The 25,068-nt window shown below is 53.8% G+C and carries 24 protein-coding genes; 17 read left to right on the top strand and 7 right to left on the bottom strand.

Annotated elements, in window-relative coordinates; translation table 11 throughout:
- Positions 1–15 precede the first annotated feature (15 nt).
- Positions 16–369, bottom strand: coding sequence for an arsenate reductase (glutaredoxin) (gene arsC / locus AADB16_RS13215; protein WP_309045865.1), 354 nt, complete (start codon positions 367–369; stop codon positions 16–18).
- An 83-nt stretch (positions 370–452) separates the two neighbouring features.
- Here arsC and AADB16_RS13210 point away from each other — a divergent pair, with 83 nt between their 5' ends.
- From AADB16_RS13210 to AADB16_RS13130, 17 genes are all read left to right on the top strand, one after another.
- Entirely contained in the window at positions 453–905 is a 453-nt protein-coding gene (locus AADB16_RS13210; RefSeq protein WP_410804568.1) for a TlpA family protein disulfide reductase, read from the top strand.
- Positions 906–986: 81 nt separating this feature from the next.
- Positions 987–4,469, top strand: a complete 3,483-nt coding sequence (gene dnaE, locus AADB16_RS13205; protein WP_410803919.1) for a DNA polymerase III subunit alpha — start codon at positions 987–989, stop codon at positions 4,467–4,469.
- A 158-nt stretch (positions 4,470–4,627) separates the two neighbouring features.
- Complete coding sequence (gene accA, locus AADB16_RS13200) at positions 4,628–5,581, top strand: acetyl-CoA carboxylase carboxyl transferase subunit alpha (protein ID WP_309045862.1); 954 nt, start codon at positions 4,628–4,630, stop codon at positions 5,579–5,581.
- Complete coding sequence (tilS, locus tag AADB16_RS13195; protein WP_410803916.1) at positions 5,565–6,905, top strand: tRNA lysidine(34) synthetase TilS; 1,341 nt, start codon at positions 5,565–5,567, stop codon at positions 6,903–6,905. The genes accA and tilS overlap by 17 nt, the downstream gene beginning before the upstream one ends.
- An 87-nt stretch (positions 6,906–6,992) precedes the next feature.
- A complete protein-coding gene (locus AADB16_RS13190) occupies positions 6,993–8,621 on the top strand; it encodes a CTP synthase (protein WP_309045860.1) in 1,629 nt (542 codons plus the stop codon).
- Between the two features lie 2 nt (positions 8,622–8,623).
- Positions 8,624–9,469 carry a 3-deoxy-8-phosphooctulonate synthase gene (gene kdsA, locus AADB16_RS13185; RefSeq protein ID WP_309045859.1) on the top strand — a complete coding sequence of 282 codons (846 nt, stop codon included), beginning with the start codon at positions 8,624–8,626 and terminating at the stop codon, positions 9,467–9,469.
- A gap of 196 nt (positions 9,470–9,665) precedes the next feature.
- Complete coding sequence (eno, locus tag AADB16_RS13180; RefSeq protein ID WP_309045858.1) at positions 9,666–10,961, top strand: phosphopyruvate hydratase; 1,296 nt, start codon at positions 9,666–9,668, stop codon at positions 10,959–10,961.
- 205 nt (positions 10,962–11,166) lie between these two features.
- Positions 11,167–11,439: a septum formation initiator family protein gene (locus tag AADB16_RS13175; protein WP_309045857.1), complete on the top strand. Its 273-nt coding sequence runs from the start codon at positions 11,167–11,169 to the stop codon at positions 11,437–11,439.
- A 150-nt stretch (positions 11,440–11,589) separates the two neighbouring features.
- The gene (gene ispD / locus AADB16_RS13170) at positions 11,590–12,291 is read left to right on the top strand and encodes a 2-C-methyl-D-erythritol 4-phosphate cytidylyltransferase (protein WP_410803915.1); all 702 of its coding nucleotides are present in this window, start codon (positions 11,590–11,592) and stop codon (positions 12,289–12,291) included.
- A 26-nt stretch (positions 12,292–12,317) separates the two neighbouring features.
- On the top strand, positions 12,318–12,797 hold the full coding sequence (gene ispF / locus AADB16_RS13165; protein ID WP_309045855.1) for a 2-C-methyl-D-erythritol 2,4-cyclodiphosphate synthase: 480 nt from the start codon (positions 12,318–12,320) through the stop codon (positions 12,795–12,797).
- Complete coding sequence (truD, locus tag AADB16_RS13160) at positions 12,794–13,891, top strand: tRNA pseudouridine(13) synthase TruD (RefSeq protein ID WP_410803913.1); 1,098 nt, start codon at positions 12,794–12,796, stop codon at positions 13,889–13,891. The genes ispF and truD overlap by 4 nt, the downstream gene beginning before the upstream one ends.
- Positions 13,892–13,948: 57 nt before the next feature.
- Positions 13,949–14,719 carry a 5'/3'-nucleotidase SurE gene (gene surE, locus AADB16_RS13155; RefSeq protein ID WP_410803910.1) on the top strand — a complete coding sequence of 257 codons (771 nt, stop codon included), beginning with the start codon at positions 13,949–13,951 and terminating at the stop codon, positions 14,717–14,719.
- A gap of 23 nt (positions 14,720–14,742) precedes the next feature.
- Positions 14,743–15,372 (top strand): protein-L-isoaspartate(D-aspartate) O-methyltransferase, encoded by a 630-nt coding sequence (locus AADB16_RS13150; RefSeq protein WP_410804566.1) that lies wholly within the window; start codon positions 14,743–14,745, stop codon positions 15,370–15,372.
- Between the two features lie 38 nt (positions 15,373–15,410).
- Positions 15,411–16,331, top strand: coding sequence for a DUF368 domain-containing protein (locus AADB16_RS13145; RefSeq protein ID WP_309045880.1), 921 nt, complete (start codon positions 15,411–15,413; stop codon positions 16,329–16,331).
- A gap of 305 nt (positions 16,332–16,636) precedes the next feature.
- Entirely contained in the window at positions 16,637–17,437 is an 801-nt protein-coding gene (locus AADB16_RS13140; RefSeq protein WP_410804564.1) for a peptidoglycan DD-metalloendopeptidase family protein, read from the top strand.
- 157 nt (positions 17,438–17,594) lie between these two features.
- A complete protein-coding gene (gene rpoS, locus AADB16_RS13135) occupies positions 17,595–18,608 on the top strand; it encodes an RNA polymerase sigma factor RpoS (protein ID WP_410803908.1) in 1,014 nt (337 codons plus the stop codon).
- A 234-nt stretch (positions 18,609–18,842) separates the two neighbouring features.
- Positions 18,843–19,415, top strand: a complete 573-nt coding sequence (locus AADB16_RS13130; protein WP_410803907.1) for a chalcone isomerase family protein — start codon at positions 18,843–18,845, stop codon at positions 19,413–19,415.
- Positions 19,416–19,485: 70 nt separating this feature from the next.
- On the opposite strand, the gene nth is transcribed toward AADB16_RS13130, so the two are convergent.
- The 6 genes from nth to rsxB are packed head-to-tail and all read right to left on the bottom strand — an operon-like array spanning position 19,486 to position 25,057.
- The gene (nth, locus tag AADB16_RS13125; protein ID WP_410803905.1) at positions 19,486–20,124 is read right to left on the bottom strand and encodes an endonuclease III; all 639 of its coding nucleotides are present in this window, start codon (positions 20,122–20,124) and stop codon (positions 19,486–19,488) included.
- 28 nt (positions 20,125–20,152) lie between these two features.
- Complete coding sequence (locus tag AADB16_RS13120) at positions 20,153–20,866, bottom strand: electron transport complex subunit E (protein WP_410803903.1); 714 nt, start codon at positions 20,864–20,866, stop codon at positions 20,153–20,155.
- Between the two features lie 2 nt (positions 20,867–20,868).
- Positions 20,869–21,570: an electron transport complex subunit RsxG gene (gene rsxG / locus AADB16_RS13115; RefSeq protein ID WP_309045847.1), complete on the bottom strand. Its 702-nt coding sequence runs from the start codon at positions 21,568–21,570 to the stop codon at positions 20,869–20,871.
- 2 nt (positions 21,571–21,572) lie between these two features.
- Positions 21,573–22,625 carry an electron transport complex subunit RsxD gene (gene rsxD, locus AADB16_RS13110; protein WP_410803901.1) on the bottom strand — a complete coding sequence of 351 codons (1,053 nt, stop codon included), beginning with the start codon at positions 22,623–22,625 and terminating at the stop codon, positions 21,573–21,575.
- 21 nt (positions 22,626–22,646) lie between these two features.
- Positions 22,647–24,485, bottom strand: coding sequence for an electron transport complex subunit RsxC (gene rsxC, locus AADB16_RS13105; protein ID WP_410803899.1), 1,839 nt, complete (start codon positions 24,483–24,485; stop codon positions 22,647–22,649).
- Complete coding sequence (rsxB, locus tag AADB16_RS13100; RefSeq protein ID WP_309045844.1) at positions 24,485–25,057, bottom strand: electron transport complex subunit RsxB; 573 nt, start codon at positions 25,055–25,057, stop codon at positions 24,485–24,487. The genes rsxC and rsxB overlap by 1 nt, the downstream gene beginning before the upstream one ends.
- Between the last annotated feature and the right edge of the window lie 11 nt (positions 25,058–25,068).

Below are 25,068 nucleotides of genomic sequence, written 5' to 3'. Positions count from 1 at the left end.
ACGGTGGTCATGTAACTAAAGAATTTTGAGTACGTTTTCAGGTGGTCGGCCAACGGCGGCTTTACCATTGGCAAACACAATAGGCCGTTCAATCAGTTTCGGATTTGCTACCATAGCAGCAATCAGCTGTTCGCGGCTCAGATCCGGGTTGTCCAGGCCAAGTTCCTTGAATTCACTTTCGCCGGTACGCATGAGCTCGCGGGGTTGGCGGTCGAGCGCGTCAAGGATATCGGAAAGCTCCCGCTCTGTTGGTGGCGTTTCCAGGTAGCGTATAATCTCCGGCGCAATACCCCGGTCTGTTAGCAGTTCAAGTGTCTGGCGAGATTTTGAGCAGCGCGGGTTGTGGAAAATCCGAATGGGTTCTGTCATGTTCGTGCCTGTTTGTTGAAATGGAGCCGCAATAGTTTGTGGCGAGCAGTCTAACAGGAGGTTTTCCCTTGCAGAACCCTGTCATTTCCCGGTTGCCGCGGAGAGCAGTCGTTACCGTTGCCCTGTTTGTAATAGCTTTGCTGGCAGGCTGTCAAAAAATTGAGCTGGAAAGGGCGGAAGGCACAAAACTGGCCTGGAGCGACCTGCGGGGCCAGTGGGTTTTGGTGAACTACTGGGCCGAGTGGTGCAAGCCCTGCCTGGAAGAAATACCGGAGTTCAACGAACTGGACAATGCCCCTGATATTACTGTGCTCGGGGTTAATTTTGACGGCGTGAAGGGTGAGCAACTGGTTGCTCTCGGCCAGCGCATGGGTATTGAGTACACCATGCTTGCAAACGACCCAGGCCCTGAATTTGACTGGCAGCGCCCGGTTGCCTTGCCAGCAACATTTGTTGTGACCCCCGACGGAGATCTTCTGGAGGCCCGTTTTGGTCCCCAGACTGAAGAAGATATACGTGCATTAATTGGCGACTGATTGCTTTAGGCATTTTAAAGAGGCCTTTTCAGGCGCCGTTAATCGACACTCTAAATAAATAAGCAGGAACCAGCTGACGCTATGTCGCAGACTTTTGTACACCTTCGCGTGCACTCAGAACATTCCATGGTGGACGGCCTCGTTCGCGTTAAGCCTCTGGTCAAACGAGTGGTGGAATTGGGCATGCCGGCCGTGGGCCTGACAGAACAATCGAACATGTGTTCGCTGGTCCGGTTTTACAAAGCAACCACTGGTGCGGGTGTGAAGCCCGTCATAGGTGCGGATCTCTGGCTGGAGAACCCGGATGAGCCGGAGAGCCCGTTCCGCCTGACGCTGCTGGCCCGGAATGACAAAGGCTACCTCCACCTTACAGAAATCATTTCCCTTGGGTATACCGAGGGGCAGAAATACGGCAAACCGATTATCCAGCGCAAATGGCTAGAGACAAGAACGGAAGGCCTTATTGCCATGTCTGGCGCCAAAATGGGCGATGTGTGCAAGGCTTTGCTGGCGGATAAACCCGGGCTTGCAAAATCCAGGGCAGAGTACTGGATGAAACTCTATCCAGGCTCTTATTATCTGGAGCTGCAAAGAACGGGTCGTCCCGGTGACGAAGACTGCCTGCACATGAGTGTTGAGTTGGCCCAACAATTGGGGCTGCCGGTTGTTGCTACCAACGACGTGCATTTTCTTGAGGCTGAGGATTTTGAGGCCCACGAGGCTCGAGTCTGCATCGGTGAAAGTCGGGCATTGGATGACCCTCGCCGTGATCGCCGTTTTAGCGATCAGCAATACCTGCGCAGCGCTGAGGAAATGATTGATCTGTTCAGCGATATCCCCGAAGCCATTGCGAACACCGTGGAGATAGCTCGGCGCTGTTCGGTCACCGTGCGCATGGGCGAGTACTTCCTGCCCAATTACCCGGTGCCGGAAGGCATGACCATGGACGAATACTTCCGCAAGGTGTCTGAGGACGGTCTGGAAGATCGTTTGGCAAAAACCCTTTCCAAAGACGACCCGGAATACGACAGCAAGCGCGACGCCTATTTTAAACGGCTGAAATTCGAACTGGATATCATCATCCAGATGGGATTTCCTGGCTACTTTCTGATCGTTATGGACTTCATCAAGTGGGCCAAAAATAATGGCGTGCCCGTTGGGCCTGGCCGTGGTTCCGGTGCCGGCTCGCTGGTTGCCTATGCCCAGTTGATTACGGATCTGGACCCGCTTGAGTACGACTTGCTGTTCGAGCGCTTCCTAAACCCTGAACGAGTGTCCATGCCCGACTTCGACGTCGACTTCTGTATGGAAGGTCGGGACAGGGTTATCGCTTATGTTGCTGAAAAGTATGGCCGGGAAGCGGTTTCCCAGATCATTACCTTCGGTACCATGGCGGCCAAAGCGGTGGTGCGGGACGTCGCTCGTGTTCAGGGTAAGTCCTACGGTTTGGCAGATAAACTGTCCAAGTTGATTCCCTTTGAAGTGGGCATGACGCTGGAAAAGGCGATAGAGCAGGAGCCCGCCCTCAAGGAGTTTCTTGAACAGGATGAAGAAGCCCAGGAAATCTGGGAGATGGCCCTGAAACTTGAGGGCGTATGCCGAAATGCCGGTAAGCACGCTGGTGGTGTGGTAATTGCACCCACTAAAATTACCGACTTCTCACCGCTGTATTGCGATGATGACGGCGGCAGTCTGGTGACCCAGTTCGACAAAAACGATGTGGAGGATGCCGGACTGGTCAAGTTCGACTTCCTTGGTCTGCGAACTCTGACCATCATCGACTGGGCCCTGAAAATGATTAACCCGCGGCGGGAAGGTCGGGGCCTCCCTCCGCTGGACATCAGCGAAATTCCGCTGGATGACCCGGCTTCGTTCGTCATGCTGAAGAAGGCGGAAACCACCGCCGTGTTCCAGCTGGAATCCCGCGGCATGAAGGACCTGATTCGCCGTCTGCAGCCGGACTCCCTGGAAGACATGATCGCACTGGTGGCGCTGTTCCGCCCAGGGCCGCTGCAGTCAGGCATGGTTGACGACTTTATCGACCGTAAGCACGGCAAGCAGCCGATGTCCTTCCCGCACCCGGACTACCAATACGAAGGCCTGAAGCCGGTTCTGGAGCCCACCTACGGGGTTATCCTTTACCAGGAGCAGGTTATGCAGATTGCTCAGGTAATGGGTGGATATAGCCTGGGTAATGCGGACATGTTGCGCCGTGCCATGGGTAAGAAGAAGCCCGAGGAAATGGCCAAGCAGAAGCAGTTCTTTCTCGATGGCTGCGAAGGCAATGGCATTAACAAAACACTCGCGGAAAACATCTTTGATCTCGTTGAAAAGTTTGCTGGCTACGGCTTTAACAAATCCCACTCCGCCGCCTATGCGCTGGTGTCTTATCAAACGCTATGGCTGAAGGCCCATTATACGGCTGAGTTTATGGCTGCTGTTCTGACCGCAGATATGCAGAACACAGATAAGGTCGTCACGCTGGTTGAAGAGTGCCGCAATCTTAAGCTGGATTTGGTGCTGCCAGATGTCAGTCGTTCGGAATACACCTTCACCGTTAACGATGAAGGGCAGGTTGTTTATGGCCTTGGCGCGATCAAGGGGTTGGGTGAGGGCCCCATTCAGGCCATTGTGGAAGGGCGTGCAAGTGGTGAGCCGTATCAGGATATTTTCGATTTTTGCCGCAAGGTTGATCTGAAAAAAATCAATAAGCGGGCAATGGAAGCGCTGATTCGCTCAGGCGCCATGGACAAACTTGGTGCCAGTAGGGCCCAGTTGATGGCCAGCATACCGAAAGCGGTTCAGCAGGCCGATCAACAGTCGCGCAACGAATCCGTAGGCATGATGGATATGTTTGGCGAGATGCTGGAAGCCGAGGATGGCGGTGATCCCTATGTCGATGTGGCTGACGTGCGTGAGTGGCCGGAGAAACAGCGGCTTAAAGGCGAGAAAGACACTCTGGGCCTCTATCTTACTGGGCACCCGTTCGATGAATATGAGCGCGAAGTTCGCCGTTTTGTGCGTTCTTCGATCTCGGACCTGAAACCCAACAAATCTCCCCAGCGGGTTGCCGGACTGGTGATAGCACAGCGCACCATGAAAACGCGCACAGGCTCTACCATGTGCTTTATCACGCTGGATGACCGCAGTGCGCGCATTGAAGCCACCCTGTTTTCTGAAGCCTTCTTCGAGAATCGGGAGTTGCTGCAATCGGATCAGGTGATTGTGGTTGAGGGACAGGTGAGCCACGATGATTATTCTGGCCAGATGAAAATGCGCGTCAGTTCGGTAATGGATGTGCCCAGCGCCCGGAAGCAGTTCAGTAAAGGATTAAAGTTGAACCTTCACGCCGACCAGCTTCAAAATGGCTTTCTGGATAAGATTGATAGCACACTAAGGCCGTTTCGTTGCGAGGGTAGCCCGGTGTGGATTGAGTACAGCAGTCCCGAAGCCAGCACCCGAATTGAGCTGGGTGAAACCTGGCGTGTACGGCCAGATGACAGCTTGTTGCTGGAACTGAAGTATCTGGTGGGCGACCAGTGCGTGGAACTGGTCTATGATTGAGTGATAAAGACAAAGAGCTGCGCGGAAAGTTAAATATCTGTCAGATTGCGGACTCATACCAATGTCCGCTTTAGCCATGACCCGGGCACTGCTATCTTTGTACCAAATTCTGAATAGGCGGCGCGCTGTCCCGCCTGGTAATAAAATGATGGAACATCATGAACCCTAATTATCTGGATTTCGAACAGCCGATTGCCGACCTTGAAGCCAAGATTGAAGAGCTTCGCATGGTGGGCAACGACACCGATATCAATATTTCTGACGAGATTACACGGCTGAAAAAGAAGAGTGTCAGTCTGACGGAGAGCATATTCTCCGATTTGCACCCTTGGGATGTTGCTCGTCTTGCGAGGCATCCGCGCCGGCCCTATACCCTGGATTACATCGAGATGATCTTTGATGATTTCGATGAACTCCATGGCGACCGCCGTTATGCAGATGATCAAGCCATTGTGGGCGGCACCGCACGGTTGAACGATAAGCCCGTGATGGTTATTGGTCACCAGAAGGGGCGGGAAGTGCGGGATAAGGTAAAACGCAACTTCGGAATGCCGCGTCCGGAAGGCTACCGCAAGGCCTTGCGCTTAATGGAAATGGCAGAGCGCTTCAGAATGCCAATTCTCACATTTATCGATACTCCAGGAGCCTATCCCGGTATTGGCGCTGAAGAGCGTGGGCAGAGTGAAGCCATCGCGTTTAACCTGGCGGTGATGTCTCGCCTAAAAACACCCATCATTTCCACCGTCATCGGCGAAGGTGGGTCGGGTGGTGCGTTGGCCATTGGCGTATGCGATCAGTTGAATATGCTGCAGTACTCGACGTATGCGGTGATCTCGCCGGAAGGCTGTGCCTCTATTTTGTGGAAGAGTGCGGAATTTGCCTCTCTCGCAGCAGAAGCCATGGGTGTGACTGCGGGTCGCCTGAAAGATCTCGGGCTTGCGGACAATGTAATCACTGAGCCTCTGGGCGGTGCGCATCGTAACCCGGAAAAAATGGCTGAGGCACTGCGTGAGACGCTGGCAAACGGGATGGCAGAGCTAAGTCGCTTGCCTTTGGATGAATTGGTCTCCCGGCGGTACGAGCGTTTAACCCGCTATGACACTGGGCGCTAAGCCCTCAATCGGGTACGCCTTTCCTGAGGCGTTGCTTGCGCCGGTTAAAGCCATTTCTGGCTACCGGCGTCTTTGGGTTGCCCTCAGTGGTGGCCTGGATTCCACCCTTCTTTTGCATCTTGCCGCACTCTGCCATTCCGGAGTGCGAGCGTTGCATATCAACCATCAGCTTCAGGCCAATGCTGGTGACACGGAAGTGTTTTGCCAGGCACTCTGCGCTGAGTTGGGTGTTCCTCTCACTGTTCAGCCCGTGACGGTCAAACTCGGTGCCGGCCCTGGTGAGGGCCTTGAAGAGGCGGCGCGTAAGGCCCGCTACAGAGTTTTTGAAACACTTCTTGAGCCTGATGATGTGTTGCTGATGGCCCATCATGATGATGATCAGGCTGAAACAGTACTGTTTCGAATGTTCCGTGGCAGTGGTGTCGCCGGTCTTGCAGGCATGCCTGAAACCCGCCCCTTAGGCCAGGGCCGCCTTGCCAGGCCATTGCTGGGGGTCGATCGGGCGGAACTCGAGCTTCACGCTCGCCAGGCCGGACTTTCCTGGGTTGATGATCCCAGCAATACAGATCAGAAATTCGATCGAAACTTCCTCCGTATCCGCATTCTTCCGGCATTAAAAAAGCGCTGGCCTGGGCTGAATCAGCGACTGCGGCACAGTGCGGGCGCTTGCTCAGAAAGCGATTTTTTGAACCAGCGGCTGGCGGAGTTGCAGTGGCGGTCATTGGGAGGGCATAAACGTCGCCTTCCGGTGGCGGGGTTGGGTGCGCTTACCCTGGTGGAACAGAAAAATCTTCTGCGTTGGTGGGTCCTGCGAGCCGGATATGATGTCCCTTCAATAAGTGATTGGTCACAGGTGTTGGGCGATCTATTGCAAGCTGCGGAGGATCGATCTCCGGAATTGCGGGGTGACAATTACAGCCTTCGACGTTTTCAGGGCGAGCTGTATTTGGTTCCTGAGTCCGCTGACTTGCCAGAGGAACCTGTAACGCTTCAATTTGGCGAGCCGGTGCAGTGGGGCGAATGGACGATCCGTCTGATTCCATCGTTTACAGCGAAAGCCGCTACGCCGCCAATACGAATATGTACGAGGCAGGGTGGAGAACGCATGCGTTTTCACGCTGGAGGCCAGTCAAAATCACTGAAAAAGTGGCTTCAGGAACAGGCCGTTCCACCTTGGGAAAGGCTGCGTCTACCCTTGGTTTTCATGGGTGTGGAGCCGGAAAAAGAACTCATCGCCATTGGCGATTTATGGTGTTCTGAACAATACTGCGGGAAGGCGCCGGCTGCAGGCTTGCAGCTGATTGTAGAGCGGGATTGTCATTGAGTCGTTGAGGGCTTTCTGGTAGTCTGGCGTCCCATCTTGAGATGACAATCTCCCTCCTTCACAGAACCTGATAATCATGGAATCTGCATGACGCGTTATATTTTCGTCACCGGCGGTGTTGTGTCCTCACTGGGGAAAGGTATCGCATCGGCCTCATTGGCTGCGATCCTTGAGGCGCGCGGCCTGAAGGTCACTATCCTCAAGCTGGACCCATACATAAACGTTGACCCAGGCACCATGAGCCCGTTCCAGCACGGTGAAGTCTATGTCACCGAAGACGGCGCTGAAACCGACCTTGATCTTGGCCATTACGAGCGCTTTATTCGCACGCCCATGAGCCGCCGTAATAATTTCACGGCTGGCCGGGTGTATGAAGAGGTTATACGCAAAGAGCGCCGCGGTGATTATCTTGGCGGTACTGTTCAGGTTATTCCCCACATTACCGACGAGATCAAACGTCGCGTGGTCGAAGGCGCAGCCGGTGCGGATGTTGCTCTGGTTGAAGTGGGCGGTACCGTTGGTGATATTGAATCCCTGCCGTTTCTCGAAGCCTGCCGTCAGCTGAAGGTTGAAGTGGGTTCTGCCCGTGCGCTGTTTATGCACCTGACACTGGTGCCTTACATTGCGACTGCTGGCGAAATCAAAACCAAACCGACTCAGCACTCCGTGAAGGAAATGCGCTCTATCGGTTTGCAGCCAGACATTCTGCTGTGCCGTTCAGAGCATGAAGTGGACGCCAGCTCCCGCCGGAAAATCGCGCTGTTCACAAACGTGGAAGAGCGCGCTGTTATTCCGATGCGTGATGCAAAGTCCATCTACGCTATTCCCCGCATGCTGCACGAGCATGGCCTGGATCAGTTGGTTATTGATCACTTCAGGCTTGATGCACGGGAGGCGGACCTTAGTGATTGGGACGGTGTTGTCGAAGCACTGATGAATCCTGAGCAGGAAGTGACGATTGCCATGGTTGGCAAATACATGGAGCTGCTCGAGGCCTACAAATCACTGATCGAATCTCTGCTGCACGCCGGTATCAAAACCCGCACCAAGGTAAAGATCAATTACATTGATTCTGAAGACATCGAACGTGACGGCACTGCTGTACTTGAGAGCGCCGATGCCATTCTGGTTCCCGGTGGTTTTGGTGAACGTGGTGTGGAAGGCAAAATCCGCACAGTTCAGTATGCCCGTGAGAACAAGGTTCCCTACTTGGGTATCTGCTTGGGTATGCAGGTGGCAGTTATCGAATACGCTCGTAACAAAGCCGGTCTGGTTGATGCCCACAGCACCGAATTCCGTGCGCACACGCCAGAACCTGTCGTGGGCCTGATCACCGAGTGGCTGGATGCGACCGGTGAGCGCGAAGAGCGCACAGACGACTCCGACCTTGGCGGCACCATGCGTTTGGGTGCGCAGGATTGTGTGTTGACTGAGGGTTCGAACATTGCCAACTGCTACGGTAGAAGAACCATCCGTGAACGCCATCGCCACAGGTACGAGGTGAACAACCACTTCCTGCCACAGATGGAAGCTGCAGGCTTGGTTGTTTCCGGTCGCTCCACTGACGGTAAGTTGGTAGAGGTGGTGGAAGTGGCGGACCATCCCTGGTTTGTTGCCTGTCAGTTCCACCCGGAATTCACTTCGACACCCCGCGACGGCCATCCGTTGTTCAAGGGGTTCATTGAAGCAGCGCTGGCGAACCGCAAGGAATCCTGAACATGGCTCAGAGCACCGTTACTGTTGCTGATATCGACATTGCCAACGACAAGCCGTTCGTTTTGTTTGGTGGTATGAACGTATTGGAGTCTCGCGATCTGGCGTTTGAGGTTGCTGAGAAATATGTTGAGGTGTGCAGCAAGTTGGGCATTCCTTACGTATTTAAAGCGTCCTTTGATAAGGCCAACCGTTCTTCGGTTAACTCCTTCCGGGGGCCGGGTCTTGAGAAAGGCCTGCAGATTCTGGCTGATATCAAAAGCAAGTACGGTGTTCCGATTATTTCTGATGTTCACGAGCCAGAGCAGGCGGCGCCTGCGGCTGAAGTGTGTGACATCATTCAGCTGCCGGCTTTCCTGAGTCGCCAGACTGATCTGGTGGTCGCCATGGCGAAAACCGGCGCGGCGATCAATATCAAGAAGGCCCAGTTTCTTGCTCCGCAGGAGATGAAACACATCATCACCAAGTGCGCAGAAGCCGGAAACGACCGGGTTATATTGTGTGAGCGGGGCAGCAGCTTCGGTTATAACAACCTTGTGGTCGATATGCTTGGTTTTGGCATCATGAAGGCCATGAACGTGCCTGTGATGTTCGATGTAACCCATTCTCTACAAATGCCTGGCGGCCGTTCCGATTCGGCTGGTGGTCGCCGCGCTCAGGTTACTGACCTGGCATTGGCTGGCATGACCCAGGGCCTGGCTGGGCTGTTTCTTGAGGCTCACCCGAACCCGGACGAAGCCAAGTGCGATGGCCCTTGTGCGCTGCGCTTGAGCCAACTTGAGCCGTTCCTGCAGCGAGTAAAGGCTGTTGATGACCTTGTGAAAAGTTTTAAACCTATCGATACCGCCTGATTGGCGGTTTTCGCGTTATAGGTACAAATTATGGGAGAGCGCGGGGCACGGCTTTACGAAAATGTGCGTAGCCATGGATGGCGGAGCCAAGCGCACATGGATGTGCTTGTAGCGGTTTTCGTAAAGCCGTGCCCCGCGCTCTCTTGCACCAGATTTTGTTAATGACCTTTGAATTGAAAACCTGGAGACTCCCTGAATGACCAAGATTGCCAACATTAAAGCCCGTGAGGTTATGGACTCCCGTGGGAACCCTACTGTCGAAGCAGACGTGATTCTGGAAGACGGTACGCTTGGCCGCGCTTGCGCTCCCTCTGGCGCCTCCACCGGATCTCGCGAAGCGCTGGAACTGCGCGATGGTGATGCATCTCGTTACTTGGGTAAGGGCGTGCTGAAGGCAGTCGAGGCTATTAATAGCAAGATCCGTACTGCGCTGCTGGGTAAAGATGCTGCCGACCAGCGTGGTTTGGACAACATCATGCTGGAACTGGACGGCACTGAGAACAAGGCCAACTTGGGCGCCAATGCCATTCTGGCGGTGTCGCTGGCAGCGGCAAAAGCGGCGGCTGAGTCTCTGGGCAAGCCACTTTATGAGCACATTGCAGACATCAACGGTACTTCCGGCAAGTTCAGCATGCCTGTACCAATGATGAACATTCTGAACGGCGGTGAGCACGCGGATAACAACGTTGATATCCAGGAGTTCATGGTGCAGCCGGTTGCTGCCAAGAACTTTGCAGAAGCTCTGCGCATCGGTGCCGAGATTTTTCACAGCCTGAAAAAAGTGTTGCAGGCACAGGGCTTGAACACTGCGGTAGGCGATGAGGGTGGTTTTGCGCCTAACCTGCCTTCGAATGAAGCAGCCCTGGCGGTGATTAAGGAGGCTGTTGAAAAGGCAGGCTACAAGCTGGGCACGGACATTACTCTGGCTCTGGACTGTGCCGCTTCTGAGTTTTACAAGGATGGCCAGTACGTATTGGCTGGTGAAGGCAAGAGCTTCGATTCTGAAGGTTTTGCGGATTACCTGGCTGGTCTGGCTGAGCGCTATCCAATTGTGTCCATCGAAGATGGCATGGACGAGAGTGACTGGGACGGCTGGAAGGTGCTGACCGACAAAATCGGTGACAAGGTACAGCTGGTGGGTGATGATCTTTTTGTAACCAATACCAAGATCCTGAAGCGCGGTATTGATACGGGTGTGGGCAACTCTATCCTGATCAAGTTCAATCAGATTGGTAGCTTGAGCGAAACTCTGGACGCCATCAAAATGGCTCAGGATGCCGGCTTTACGGCAGTGATTTCTCACCGTTCTGGTGAAACTGAAGATACTACTATTGCGGATCTCGCGGTTGCGACCTGTGCTGGCCAGATCAAAACTGGCTCGCTTTGCCGTTCTGATCGAGTAGCCAAGTACAACCAGCTGCTTCGCATTGAAGAGGCGTTGGAAGGTAAGGCACCTTATCTGGGTCTCAGTGAGATCAAAGGGCAAGGCTGAGTTTAACAGCTGTTTTTTTACCTGTGATCCTTGAGGTCGCAAGTAACAAAATGTTAAGGCCGTCGTGGTTTGAATGAAAGTTCAGTCACGATGGCCTTTTTGCCCAATCAGTTAGAAGAACTTGTTGCGAATTTGCTCTAAGGTCTATACTTGTCATCCGGTGTTTGATTTTTGATCGCTTAACTCCTGTACGGAATCGGTATTAATGAAGTTGCTCTGGGCCCTCATGGTTGTTCTCATTCTCCTTCTGCAGGTGCGTCTGTGGATTGGTGAGGGCAGCTTTGCTCAAGTATGGGCCCTGGAGCACTCAATTTCCGAGCAGCGAGATGAGAATGCTGAGCTATCGTCCCGTAATGAGCGTCTTTATGCTGAGGTACGCAACCTTCGTAATGAGCAGGGCGCTGTTGAAGAGCGGGCCCGGATGAATCTTGGGTTGATTCGTGATGATGAGACCTTTTTTCTTGTTGTTGAGCAGTAATTTTCGGGTTTGGAGTTCAGAGCGTCGGATAGGCCTTTTCCGGGAAACGCTACGAGCACATCCATGTGCGCTTGACGGTGGCCATCCTTGGCCACCGACATTCCCGGAAAAGGCCTATCCGCCACTCTCCAGGCATTGTGCGAAATTTCTATGACTTCTCCAAAACTCTGGTTGATTGTTCCCGCCGCAGGCGTTGGTCAGCGGATGCGGGCTGAGTGTCCCAAGCAGTATCTCCGTATTAATAATCGCTTTATTCTGGATATCACCCTTTCGCGACTGCTGGCTTCCGGCTTTTTTGCTGGTTGTATGGTTCCCCTGAATTCAGCGGATAGTTGGTGGCCAGAGTCTGATGCCAGTAATGATGAGCGCATTCAAACCTGTGGCGGCGGCGCTGAGCGGGCGGATTCTGTGCTCTCGGCACTGCGCGCTCTCAAAGAGCAGGTGGCTGACGACGACTGGGTGCTGGTTCATGATGCGGCGCGTCCCTGTGTTCATCCGGCCGATCTTGCGAATCTTGTTTCAACACTGGCGGATCATCCAGTAGGTGGCCTGCTCGCGGCTCCGGTTGCGGATACGCTTAAAAAGGCGGAGTCGGGTGATTTGCCTGAGGTATTCGAGACCGTTGATCGCAGTCAGCTTTGGCGTGCGTTAACGCCTCAGATGTTCCGCTATTCCATGCTGGTTTCGGCATTGGTGACGGCGCTGAAGGATAAGCAGCCGGTTACGGATGAGTCCTCGGCTATGGAGTTTTCCGGTAATATGCCGGTTCTTGTGGAAGGTCGGCCGGACAATATCAAGATTACCGTGCCTGCTGATCTGGATCTTGCTGGCTTTATTCTTGGCCGGCTCTGAATGTCTGAATTTCCCCGGAGTTGATTATGCGAATTGGTCAGGGCTTTGATGTTCATGCCTTCGGCGAGGGCGATGCCGTTATTATTGGCGGTGTTTCCATTCCTTACAGTCAGGGTTTGAAAGCCCACTCTGATGGGGATGTGTTGCTGCATGCTTTGGCAGATGCCTTGTTAGGTGCAGTTGCACTGGGTGATATTGGGCATTTGTTTCCGGACACCAGTGCCGAGTGGGCGGGCGCGGATAGCCGTGATCTTTTGCGTAAGGTTATGGTTCGTGTGGCGGAGGAAGGGTTTAGTGTGCTTAACGTAGATACTACGATTATTGCGCAGGCACCCAAAATGGCGCCGCATATTGAGGCAATGCGTCTGAATATTGCGGATGATCTGGGCATCCCGGCCAGTCGTGTAAGCGTTAAGGCAACTACCAGTGAGAAGCTGGGCTTTACGGGTCGAGGCGAGGGGATTGCCTGCCAGGCCGTGTGTCTGCTTGAGCCGGTGACGGTGTGAGTGACTCCGAAGCTAATGCAAAAAGCTGGCGGCTGGACTGGCCGGTATCGGGCGGCGCACGGGTGGCCAGTGCACAGTTGAAAACCGTGCCAGAGGATTTTCGGGTCAGTGAGGTTTTGGAGGAGTTTCCGGAGCAGGCGGAGCCATCTGGTGTATTAAGTGTTACCGGCGAGGGTGAGCACCTGTGTTTGCGTATCGAAAAAGTCGGTGACAATACGGAGTTTGTGGCGGGGGAGCTGGCCACTCTCGCGGGCTGTCGGTCTTTTGATGTGGGGTTTTGCGGGCTTAAAGATCGCCATGCAGTAACCAGTCAATGGTTCAGCCTATACCGTCCCGGTATGATGAGCGATGACATGGCTCTGATAGAACAAATTTCAGAGCGCTGGTTGGTGAAGTCGGCTCACCGCAGTGTGCGCAAGCTGCGCCGTGGTGATCATCAAGGCAACTGGTTTGTGATTACGCTCAGGCAGGTTAATGCTGATCGCGAGCGGGTTGAAGGCGCCCTTGAGCGCCTGAAAGTTCAGGGTGCACCTAACTACTTTGGTCCCCAGCGTTTTGGCTTTTCCGGCGGCAATCTGGATCGAGCGGTTCATATTGATCCTGCAGCATTGAACCGCGGTGGCGGGAAAGGTAAACGCAGAGGTCGGGGGCGCGGCGCGGGCAAGTCAGGTGGTGGCAGAGATGATCGGAAAAACGTATTGTACTTTTCGGCCGCCCGATCCTGGTTGTTCAATGAAGTGCTTGCAGATCGGGTAGCAGAGGGCAGCTGGACAATGCCGATACCGGGCGAACCTTCGGAGTACCCAACCGGCCCATTGTGGGGCGATGGCGGAACAAGCGCCGGTGGTGAGGCCGAGCAGCGTGAACGGGAAACAGTGGCCCAGACACCCGAGTTGGCATCGCTGTTTCTGGCGACGCGAATGCAGCCCGAGCGTCGTCCGCTGGTTGCCATGGCAAAAGATTTAAGTTGGAGCTGGCTTGAAGATGGCAGCTTGGAGCTGAATTTCGTTCTTGATCCGGGCCAATACGCCACTACGGTTTTGGGAGATATTTTTGAGCTTGAGGACATGAGCCTCAGCCAACATAACAAATAACACAGCTAACTGGTTACGGTTGGCTAGTGTTTAGCTAGCAAATATCTGGAGTGTACTTTGCGTATTCTGTTGTCTAACGATGATGGTGTTCATTCACCAGGGCTTATCGCCCTGTATGAAGGACTCAAAGGCTTGGGTGATCTTGAGGTGGTTGCACCGGACAGGGATCACAGCGGGGCGAGTAATGCGTTGACGCTCAATCGCCCCCTTACGGTCGAGCGACATCCCAATGGCTTCCGTTCTATCGATGGCACGCCCACAGATTGTGTGCATCTGGCGGTTAACGGATTATTTGAAGAGCCTTTCGACCGGGTGGTTTCGGGTATCAACACCCACGCCAACCTGGGTGATGATATTATCTACTCAGGTACCGTGGCAGCAGCCACCGAAGGCCGTTATCTTGGTTTGCCAGCTATTGCGGTATCTCTGGTCAGTGAAGGGCGAAATCATTACGACACGGCCGCCAGAGTCGTACGCATGCTGCTTGAAAGCCAGCGCCCTTTTGTTTTAGGGCCGCGCTCTATTCTGAATGTAAACGTGCCAGACTTGCCTTGGGAGGAACTCGCGGGGTTCCGCGTCACCCGCCTGGGTGATCGGGAGCGGGCCGAAGGCGCTGTCCCTATGACTTGTCCAAGGGGAAAGGAGCGTTACTGGATTGGCGCTGCGGGCAAAGGCGGCGATGCTGGCCCGGGAACCGACTTCCATGCCGTCGCGCAAGGTTACGTTTCCCTCACGCCGGTACACATTGATATGACTCGCCATGAGGCACTTGTGTCTCTCAGAACCTGGGCTGATTCCCTTCAGGCATCCATGGGGGATGATGTGTGAGTGGCGAGCTTCAAGGTATAGGGATGACCTCCCGGCGCACACGTCTGCGCTTGGTTCAGCGCCTCAAGGAATCCGGCATCAGCTCTGATCGCGTGCTGGATATTATGGGGCAGGTTCCCCGTCATATCTTTCTCGATGAGGCATTGTCCCATCGGGCTTATGAGGACACGGCCCTGCCTATCGGCTATGGGCAGACGCTATCCCAGCCCTACATCGTTGCTCGAATGACCGAACTGCTTCTCGGGCACGAACCTGCCAGAGTGTTGGAACTGGGTACCGGGTCAGGCTATCAAACCGCTGTGTTGTCGCAGCTGTTTGACCAAATTTACAGCGTTGAACGGATCAAGCCACTTCAGGATCGTGCCCGTGATCGGTTACGGCAACTCAATATCCGGAATGTCATGCTAAAGCATGCAGACGGAGGTATGGGATGGCCAGATAGGGGGCCATTTGACGGCATTATTGTTACCGCCGCTCCTGTTGAGATCCCTTCAGAGCTTTTGGACCAGCTTGCTGACGGGGGAGTGCTGATAGCACCTGTCGGTGAAGAGCACCAGGTATTGGTTGAGGTGAAACGCAAGGGTGATCAGTTTGAGCGGCGAGAGTTAGAGCCGGTTCGCTTCGTACCCTTGTTGGGTGGGGTTGTCCGTTGAACGTTCAGCAACATCCCGCCTCGGTGTTTCTCAAAGGCATGGCGATGGGCGCAGCAGATATTGTTCCCGGTGTTTCCGGGGGAACAGTAGCCTTCATCACCGGTATATATTTCCGGCTTCTTGAGGCGATTAATGCAGTTCCGGGAGCTGTATTCAAGGATCTGCTCCGGGGCAATGTAAGGTCCTTCTGGCAGGCATGTGATGGCACCTTTCTCAGCACGCTACTGCTGGGTATTCTTGTCAGCATTGTGACTCTGGCCTCCGGCATCAGCTATATGCTGGCCGAGTATCCAATTCTTGTCTGGAGCTTTTTCTTCGGGCTGATTCTGGCGTCTGTCTGGCACGTTGGGCGTCAGGCGAGGCATTATCGTGCAGCGTTGCTTGGCCCCCTTATTTTGGGCATTGCCGTCGCATGGTGGATCACAACCTTGTCTGCTGGGCAGGTTAACCCATCGGCTCTGACATTTTTCGCCGCTGGCGCTGTCGCAATATGCGCGATGATTCTGCCCGGAATTTCCGGGAGTTTCATTCTGGTCATTATCGGTATGTACGCACCGGTTCTTTCAGCGATTAAATCCCTCGATATTACCGTGCTGCTCTTGTTTATGGCTGGCTGTCTGGTGGGGCTTCTATCTGTTGCAAGGCTTATCACATGGGCTTTTCACAAGTACCACGACCATGTTCTGGCCCTGTTGACTGGCTTCATGATCGGCGCATTGAATAAAGTTTGGCCGTGGAAAGAAACTCTTAGCTGGAGAACCAACAGTTCCGGCGAGCAAGTGCCCCTGACTGAAGTCAGTGTCAGCCCTTGGCAATTTTTTGATCTGACAGGGGCTGACCCGCAGATTGCCACGGCGCTGGCGGCCGCTGCAGCAGGCGTGGTGCTCGTTTTACTGATTGAATGGCTGGGTGGGCGAGGGCCGAAAAGTGAACAAGCGTTAGGCGATAGCATTGGTTAAGTCGTGTTACCTTTTCAGGCATGCTGTTGTTCCCACCCGTAACAAAGAGCGGAGCGGGTAACGGAGATAGTCAGCAAGTAACTTGGAATTGATTTTAAAATGTGTAATAAATTAGCGAGTTACTTTTGAAACTTCAGGATCTTCTTTGATCAGAATCAGAGTCAATAAAGATTAGGTTTAACCGAGCTGGTGCTATTCCTGTGAGATTATTTCGTGGGTCAGCTAAAGCCGCGCAGTCGGCTTCCCCGCGGTTCCTCGTTGGTGCCCAGTTTACCTTGTGGGTTTCTCAAAACAGTCGAGCCTGCCTGTTTCTGTTGGGGTTCCTCATACTCTCGGGTGCCTTGTCTGGCTGTAATACCCAGGCCCTTCACCAAGACGATATCTACAACCCTCCGGTGTACTGGGGGCGCCATGTTGTGCGTCCGGGCGAGACTTTGTACGGCATTGCCTGGACTTATGGGCGCGATTACCGAGAGCTGGGCAGCGCCAATGGAATCAGTCCACCCTGGACTATCCGTGCAGGGCAGGTGCTTCGCCTGGATCTTCGCGGCACCGCTCAACCAGACAGTAATTCACGGGTCGCAACGAAGCCAACCAGACCAACGGGCACCACGTCGGCTGGAGCGACCCGGGCTACCCCCCCTGTACCAACGCCTGCAAATACCCGGAAACCTGCGGTTACTCGTAAGCCTGATACGTCTGCACCAATTGCGTCGCGAACCCAAACTGTGGCCGGAGTTTCATGGCGCTGGCCACACTCTGGCACCGTAATTGCAGGCTATTCAGCATCCGGGAAAGTCAACAAAGGCGTTGATATTGCGGGGAAAGCCGGGGATGCTGTTAGATCTGCCGCAGATGGAAGTGTGGTCTATGCCGGCAATGGTTTGCTTGGATACGGCAATTTGATTATTGTGAATCATAACGAGCGTTATCTGAGCGCTTATGCTCATAATCGGAAGATTCTGGTCAGCGAAGGAGAGGGGGTGAAAGCCGGGCAAGTCATAGCAGAACTTGGTAGTAGTGGTGTAGATAGGCCGAAGTTACATTTTGAAATTCGAAAAAATGGAAACCCGGTTGATCCAGCACATTATCTGCCACCTCGTTAGTGACAAGCCTGGTTCGACAAAAATAAGAAGAAAAGGTGGTCAAAGCGCCAAACTGGCCACTGAAGAAGTCCTGAATAAAAAGCGAAGTATCCAATGTCCGCAATAAAAAGAAGTATCGGGCGAAAAAACAGGATTGTTGAAAGGCGGGGTAATAGATATGTCAGCAGAACAAGAAGATATCATTATTGATCGCATAAAAGATGTTGATGGCTCTACAGACGTTGAAGATCCTGAGGAGCAGCTTCTCGCAGAAGAAGAAAACGATAAGACGGCCCCAGAAGTGACTGAGGTTGAAGGTAAGTTCTCCACCAAAGGTAGCTACTACAGTAGTGCCGCCAAACAGCTGGATCCTACGCAGCTTTATCTCAATGAAATTGGTTTTTCGCCACTCCTGACTCCGGAAGAGGAGGTCTACTTTGCACGTCTTGCGCGTAAAGGAGAGGAGTCTGGCCGCAAGCGAATGATTGAGAGTAACCTTCGGCTGGTTGTGAAAATAGCACGGCGCTATGTGAATCGTGGTCTGACCCTGCTGGACCTGATTGAGGAGGGTAATCTCGGCCTGATTCGTGCAGTCGAGAAGTTTGATCCGGAGCGAGGCTTCCGCTTCTCTACCTATGCAACATGGTGGATCCGCCAGACAATTGAGCGGGCCATTATGAACCAGACCCGCACCATTCGATTGCCTATCCACGTTGTTAAAGAGCTCAACTTGTACCTGCGCGCGGCCCGAGAGCTGACGCAGAAGCTTGATCACGAGCCAACAGCCGAAGAAATTGCCCAGTTGGTCGGCAAGCCGGTCAATGATGTAAAACGAATGCTAGGTTTGAATGAACGTGTTGCATCCATGGACACGCCCATTGGCCCCGGCGGCGAGAAATCCCTGCTTGATACTGTCGCGGATGAAGGTGCATCTGATCCTGCAGATGTGTTGCAGGAAAACAACATGAGCGCCTGCATTGGGAAGTGGATAGATCAGCTGAGTGAAAAGCAGCAGGAAGTACTGTCCAGACGGTTCGGGCTTCGGGGCTACCCGGTAAGCACGTTGGAAGAAGTTGGGCAGGAAATTGGCCTGACTCGCGAGCGAGTTCGTCAGATCCAGGTAGAAGCGTTACGGCGCCTGCGTGAGATTCTGGAAAAGGAAGGACTCACAGGAAACCTGTTATTTAAATAGCTTTTCTGACGAAGCACCCTGAACGCCGGCCATGCCTCATGGTCGGCGTTTTGTGTTTTACTGACGTTGAAAACGTATTTCTGCAAAAACAACTCGCTAAAAGTAACCCTGCAAATGAGAACCAGGTGGCGCTTCACCCCACGTGGTCGTTGGTAGAATAACAACGCCGGGGGCTAAGGATTTGTACTTGGTGACGAATGAATTCTCATAATAATGACTGAAAAGGAAAGGACTATGAAAAAAGCGTTTTTGACGGGCTTTGCATCTCTTATATTGGCAGCCACACTTTCAACACCTGCAGCAGCACTAACAGTTGGCGGTGTTGACGTTCCGGATACTTATACTGCTGGCGGCACTGAGCTTCAGCTGAACGGTGCGGGTACCCGGTCCAAGTTTTTCATGGATCTGTACGTTGGCAGTCTTTATGTGCCCCAAGCGCAGAAGGATGGCACTGCCGTTGTTGAAGCGGATGAGCCTCAGGCGATCACGCTGCATATTACTTCCGGCATGATCACCAGCGATCGCATGACTGAAGCAACTATGGAAGGCTTTGAGGCCTCAACAGATGGTGATATGTCATCGGTTAAGGCAGATATTGATCAGTTCATGTCTGTGTTCAAAGAAGAGATCAAAGAAGGCGATGTGTTTGATCTTGTCTATGTGCCTGGCGAAGGTGTAAATGTACTGAAAAACGGCGAGCAAAAAGATACGGTGGGTGACCTGGCCTTCAAAAAGGCGCTGTTCGGCATCTGGTTATCTGATGCTCCTGCACAGAAGAGCCTGAAAAAAGAAATGCTGGGTAAGTAATAGTAGAGCTACTTCAGTATCCCACTAAAAAGCCGGCAACAGCCGGCTTTTTAGTGCCCAAAACAATTGTTTACTGATAATCGTTTTTGTCTTTAAACTCACAAAGATCCTCAATAATGCAGGCACCACATCTGGGCTTTCGAGCTACGCAGGTGTAGCGCCCATGCAGGATAAGCCAGTGGTGCGCATCCAGTAGAAACTCCTTGGGTACTAGCCGCATCAGACGCTTTTCTACTTCTAGTACGTTTTTCCCCGGAGCGATGCCCGTGCGATTTGATACCCGGAAGATATGGGTGTCTACAGCCATGGCGGGCTGACCGAACGCTGTGTTGAGAACCACGTTTGCGGTTTTTCGGCCAACCCCGGGGAGGGCTTCAAGATCCTCCCGGTTATCGGGGACAACGCTGTCGTGCTTTTCAATCAGCATGCGGCACGTCTTGATAACGTTTTCAGCTTTGGTATTGAACAGCCCGATGGTCTTGATGTAGTTCTTCAGACCGTCCACGCCCAGCGCCAGTATGGCTTCCGGCGTGTTCGCGACAGGGTAGAGTTTGTCGGTGGCCTTGTTGACGCCGACATCCGTTGCCTGGGCAGACAGAATGACGGCAATGAGCAGTTCAAACGGGTTGCTGTAATTCAGCTCGGTTTCTGGCTTGGGGTTGGCATCCCGAAAGCGAGAGAAGATTTCAATGCGTTTTTCTTTGTTCATGGTGTTTCGTTACGACTCCGATGACAAATCATGAGACGTTTCCGGTAACGCGCACGCGCTTGCTGCCGGGTGTTGTTGCTGGCTGGAGCGTCTTTTTACGTTCCTTGAGATGGCGGTCAATACCGTTTTTCATGGCGATCAACAAGCCGAGACCGACGAAAGCGCCGGGCGGCAATACCATGAACAGCATATCCGGGTAGTTTGCAAAGGGCTCGATAACACAGTCTGAAGCCATGGGGCCGAGTAGCAGGTGCATATCAACAAACAGCGTGCCTTGCCCGATCAGTTCGCGCATACCGCCGAGAATGATGAGCACGACGAGAAAGCCTGCGCCCATCATCGCGCCGTCGAGCAGTGCAGGGCCTGGAGCGTTGCGTGACGCAAAAGCATCAGCTCGGCCAAGGATGGCGCAGTTGGTGACTATGAGGGGGATAAAAATACCCAGAATCTGGTACAGCTCGTAGGTGTAGGCCTGCATCAGCAATTCTGCACAGGTTACGAACGACGCGATAATCATCACGAATGCAGGTAGCCGTACTGACTCACTTACGAAGTTCCGGATCAGCGATACTGCAAGGTTCGAACCCATCAACACCATCAGAGTGGCAAGCCCCAGGCCAATCGCATTAACGACAGTGCTGGTAACCGCAAGAAGCGGGCACAGCCCCAGTACCTGAACCAGGGCAGGGTTGTTGTCCCAAAGCCCATCGCGAATGATCTCATTGGAGGTTTTAGTGGCCATGATCAGAACTGCTCCACGTTCAGGGATTCATCTGTCAGATCTCCGGGTGTAACCACCGGGCCTTGTCCGGACGGAGTGCTATTCAGTTGCGCCTGGATTGCCTGCTGGTTCTGACGGAAATAAATCAGTGATTTCTGTACTGCCTTCACTACTGCTCTCGGAGTGATGGTGGCCCCGGTAAACTGGTCAAAAACGCCGCCGTTCTTTTTCACGGTCCATTGCTTTGGTGCAGGGTTCCCGAGAGAACGTCCCTCAAAGTGTTTGACCCAATCCGATTTACGGGTTTCTATCCGGTCGCCCAGCCCCGGGGTTTCCTTGTGTGCGATAACACGTACACCCAGAACCTTTCCCTCAAGATCGATACCGACCAGCAGCTTGATAGTGCCTGAATAGCCGTCTGGTGCAACCGCTGGCATGATCATACCGACTGGCTTTCCGTCCTGGCGAGCTACCCATACTGTGACCGGCCCTTCGGTAGCCAAACGATCGCTGGCAGGCAGTACCAGAGTGTCTCTGAGCAGATCGTTGTTGTGGTCACTCTCAGGGATAATCTCGAACAGTGCTTTGGCTTCTGCCCTGGCAGCTTGTTCCTTGATGCGCTCACTGGTCAGTGCTTGTGTAAATGCAATGGTGCCACCTGTAATGACTGCAAATATGCCAAGGCCAATGGCGCTGCGACGAATTGATTGAATCATGGTCGCCATGGTCAGCTCCTGCCTCCGCCAGAAAAGCCTCTGCGGGCCTTGTGGTGGCCGTAGGTTCGCGGCGGCGTGTAATGGTCGATAAAGGGCACGGCAAAGTTCATCAGCAATACACTGAATGCAACGGCATCCGGATAGTTGCCCCAGCTCCGGATCAGATAGATAAGTACGCCAATACCCGCACCATAAATCATTTTGCCCTGATGGCTGGTGGCCGCAGATACTGGGTCAGTGGCGATGAAAAACGCACCGAGCATGGTGCCGCCTGCCAGCAAATGCAGTGAAAGCGGTGCGAACTCATCAGCGTTGCTACCAAAGGCCAGGCTCATAACGATCAGCGCGCCCAGAAACGCGGCCGGAATGTGCCAGGTGATAATTCTGAGGCCGATCAGCAAAAGCCCGCCGGCCAGAAAGGCAGCATTCACCCATTCCCAACCCTTGGCAAAAGCATCACCAAACGTGGGGTGGACAAGAACTTCCTCTGCAGTGTGAGTCGCAATTTTATGTTTGTATTCGTCGAGAGGGGTGGCCATGGTCCAGCCGTCAACCGCTGTTTGCTGTCCTGAGGCAATAGCCGCCAACGTATCTCCGAAGCCAGGTGCCTTGTCCCAGAGCATTGCCGGCTCAGCCCAGTTGGTGGTCATGGCAACCGGGAACGAGATCAGCACCAGTGCGTAGCCCACCATGGCGGGATTGAAAGGGTTAGAGCCCAGCCCGCCATAAAGCTGTTTGGCAATCACTATTGCGGAAATGACCGCCACTGCGGATACCCACCAGGGTGCAAACTGTGGCATGGATAGCCCCAGCAGCAACCCGGTTACAGCGGCTGTGTTGTCCTTGAGAACAAACGCAATCGGTTTGCTGCGCAATTTGAGAACAGCGGCTTCCGAAACCAGGGCGATGGCGATGCACCAGGCAACGTTGATGAGGTTGCCCCAGCCAAAAAACAGGGTTTGAGCCAGCAACCCGGGTAAGGCCGCGAGTATGACCCACAGCATCACCTTTGAGGTTGGGCGAGCCTTGTGAGCATGGGGTGAAGACTGTTGAACAAACGCCATGAAAATCGGGCCTGATTCAGATTATTTGATGGATTGAGGTTCAGTGTGAATTGCCAGCGTTTTGCGTGCATCCGCAAGGGCTTCTTCAGCCCGCTTAACCCGGTCGTGGTTCTTGGCAACGGCTCGTTCAAGCTTGTCCACGTTGTCTGCTTGTTGTGCTTTTGCATCTTCAAGCATGGCCTGCATGGTTTCCAATTTGGACTGCGCCTGCGAGAACTGTTTTTCCAGCGCATCCAAATCGGGCGTTTCCTGTTCTGCCTCTGGGGGAGGAGCTGCCTTTGCATTGCTGGCTTCAGAGCTGGCTTTTTTGCGTGCCAGGGCCTGCTCCACCAAAGCAGATTTCGCTGCTCGCTCGTCGACAGCCTCTCCGCTCGCTGCAGACTGCTCCGCCTCTGCTTTCTTTAGGGCCTGAGCTTCTGCAGCGGCTTTGGCGCGCTCTTTGCGGCGCAATTCTTTCTCCTGCTGTTCGCGTTCAAGCCTTTGCTGGCGGGCTTCGAAACGCTCCCGTGCTCTATCTGCTTTCAGCTGTTCTGCCCGCTGTACGCGGATCTCGCCCTTGGCATAGCGATAGTACTGCACCAGCGGGATGGAACTGGGGCAAACGTAAGAACAGGCACCGCACTCTATGCAGTCGAACAAGTTCAGATGCTCTGCTTTTTCGAACTCTGCCGCTTTGGAATGCCAGAACAATTGCTGCGGTAGCAGTTCCATGGGGCAAACCTCTGCACATTGGCCGCAGCGGATACACGCTTGCTCCGGTGGCGGTGCAGGCAACTCACTGGCGGTCGCAGCAATGATGCAGTTACTGGTCTTGATAACCGGCACCGCTGTGGTGTTCAGGGTGTAGCCCATCATGGGACCACCCAGAACCAAGCGACTGACCCGGTCTTGCTGCAAGCCGGCCTGTTCCAGCAGATAAGCCATTGGTGTACCCAGCAGCACTTCAAAATTACCCGGGCTGTCAGTGGCTCCACCGGTTACCGTAACTACTCGACTAATAAGCGGCGAGCCTTCAAATACAGCATCAGCCACGGCTACGGCGGTGCCAACGTTCTGGCACATGACACCTATATCTGCCGGGATGCCGCCACTGGGCACTTCCATACCAGTGAGGATCTGGATCAGCTGCTTTTCCCCGCCTGAGGGGTATTTGGTCGGGATAACCGCTATTTCAATTTGCGTACCTTGAATGGCATCGCGCAGTGCTGCGGTGGCTTCCAGTTTGTTGTCTTCTATACCGATCACGCAACGCTCGGGTCGCAGGATCCAGGCCATTATCTTTAAGCCGGCCACAACCTTGTCCGCTCGTTCGCGCATGGTCATGTCGTCAGCGGTAATGTAAGGCTCGCATTCGGCGCCGTTGAGGATCAGCGTGTCGACTTTACGATCCCTGGGCGGCTTCAGTTTTATATCCGTCGGAAACCCCGCTCCCCCCATGCCGGAAATACCGGCAGAGTGAATAATGCCAAGCACCTGATCCCGCTCAAGAGTGCGGTAGTCGCTGATCGGGAAGCGCTCGCACCATTCATCCTTGTCGTCGGGCTTCAAAACGATGCATTGGTCTGACATGCCAGAAGGGTGAGGTACCGGGTAGTCGCCAATGCGTTCTATCACGCCAGATGTCGGTGCGTGCACTGGAACGCTCATACCATAGCTTACGTCGGCAATTTTCTGACCTTTCAGGACGACATCGCCAACCGCCACTATAGGTTCTGCAGGTTCACCAATATGCTGTTGCAGTGGCAGTACCAACTGCCCAGGAATACCTGCGGATTGAATCGGCCGGCCGGTAGAAATCTGCTTGTTCTCTACGGGATGAATGCCGCCGCTAAAGTCCCAAAGCTTGATGGTTGAGGGCATCAGGAGTTGGCCTCCTGTTTGTCGGTAGTGATAATCCGGGGTTGAGACCAGGTCCATCCGCGGATATCCGGCTCGATAGTAATCATGTCGATGCAATCAACCGGGCAGGGCTCCACGCACAGATCACAGCCTGTGCATTCACTTTCGATAACCGTGTGCATGTGTTTTGCAGCCCCAAGAATTGCGTCTACCGGGCAGGCCTGAATGCACTTGGTGCAACCTATACATTCATCTTCCCGTATAACGGCAACCGTGCGCGCCTGTTCTACGCCGTGTTCTGCATCCAGCGGTTGAGGGTCTATATCGAGCAGGTCGGCCAGCGCTTTGATGGTGGATTCACCGCCGGGAGGGCATTTATTGATGGGCCCACCATCGGCAATGGATTCAGCATAGGGGCGGCAGCCGGGGAATCCGCACTGGCCACACTGGGTTTGCGGCAACATGGCATCAATCTGTTCCACCAGCGGGTTGCCTTCAACCCGAAAACGCTCCGAGGCGAAACCCAACAACGCGCCAAACGCCAGGGCAAGGCCAAGCAGAACCAGAACGGCGATAAGAATGCCTGTCCACATAAAACTGCGTC

The organism is Marinobacter sp. KMM 10035 (assembly GCF_046537445.1).
In the GTDB taxonomy this organism is placed as follows: domain Bacteria; phylum Pseudomonadota; class Gammaproteobacteria; order Pseudomonadales; family Oleiphilaceae; genus Marinobacter; species Marinobacter sediminicola.
Note: the sequence above shows the minus strand (reverse complement) of the source record. Positions and strands in the feature narration are given on the sequence as shown.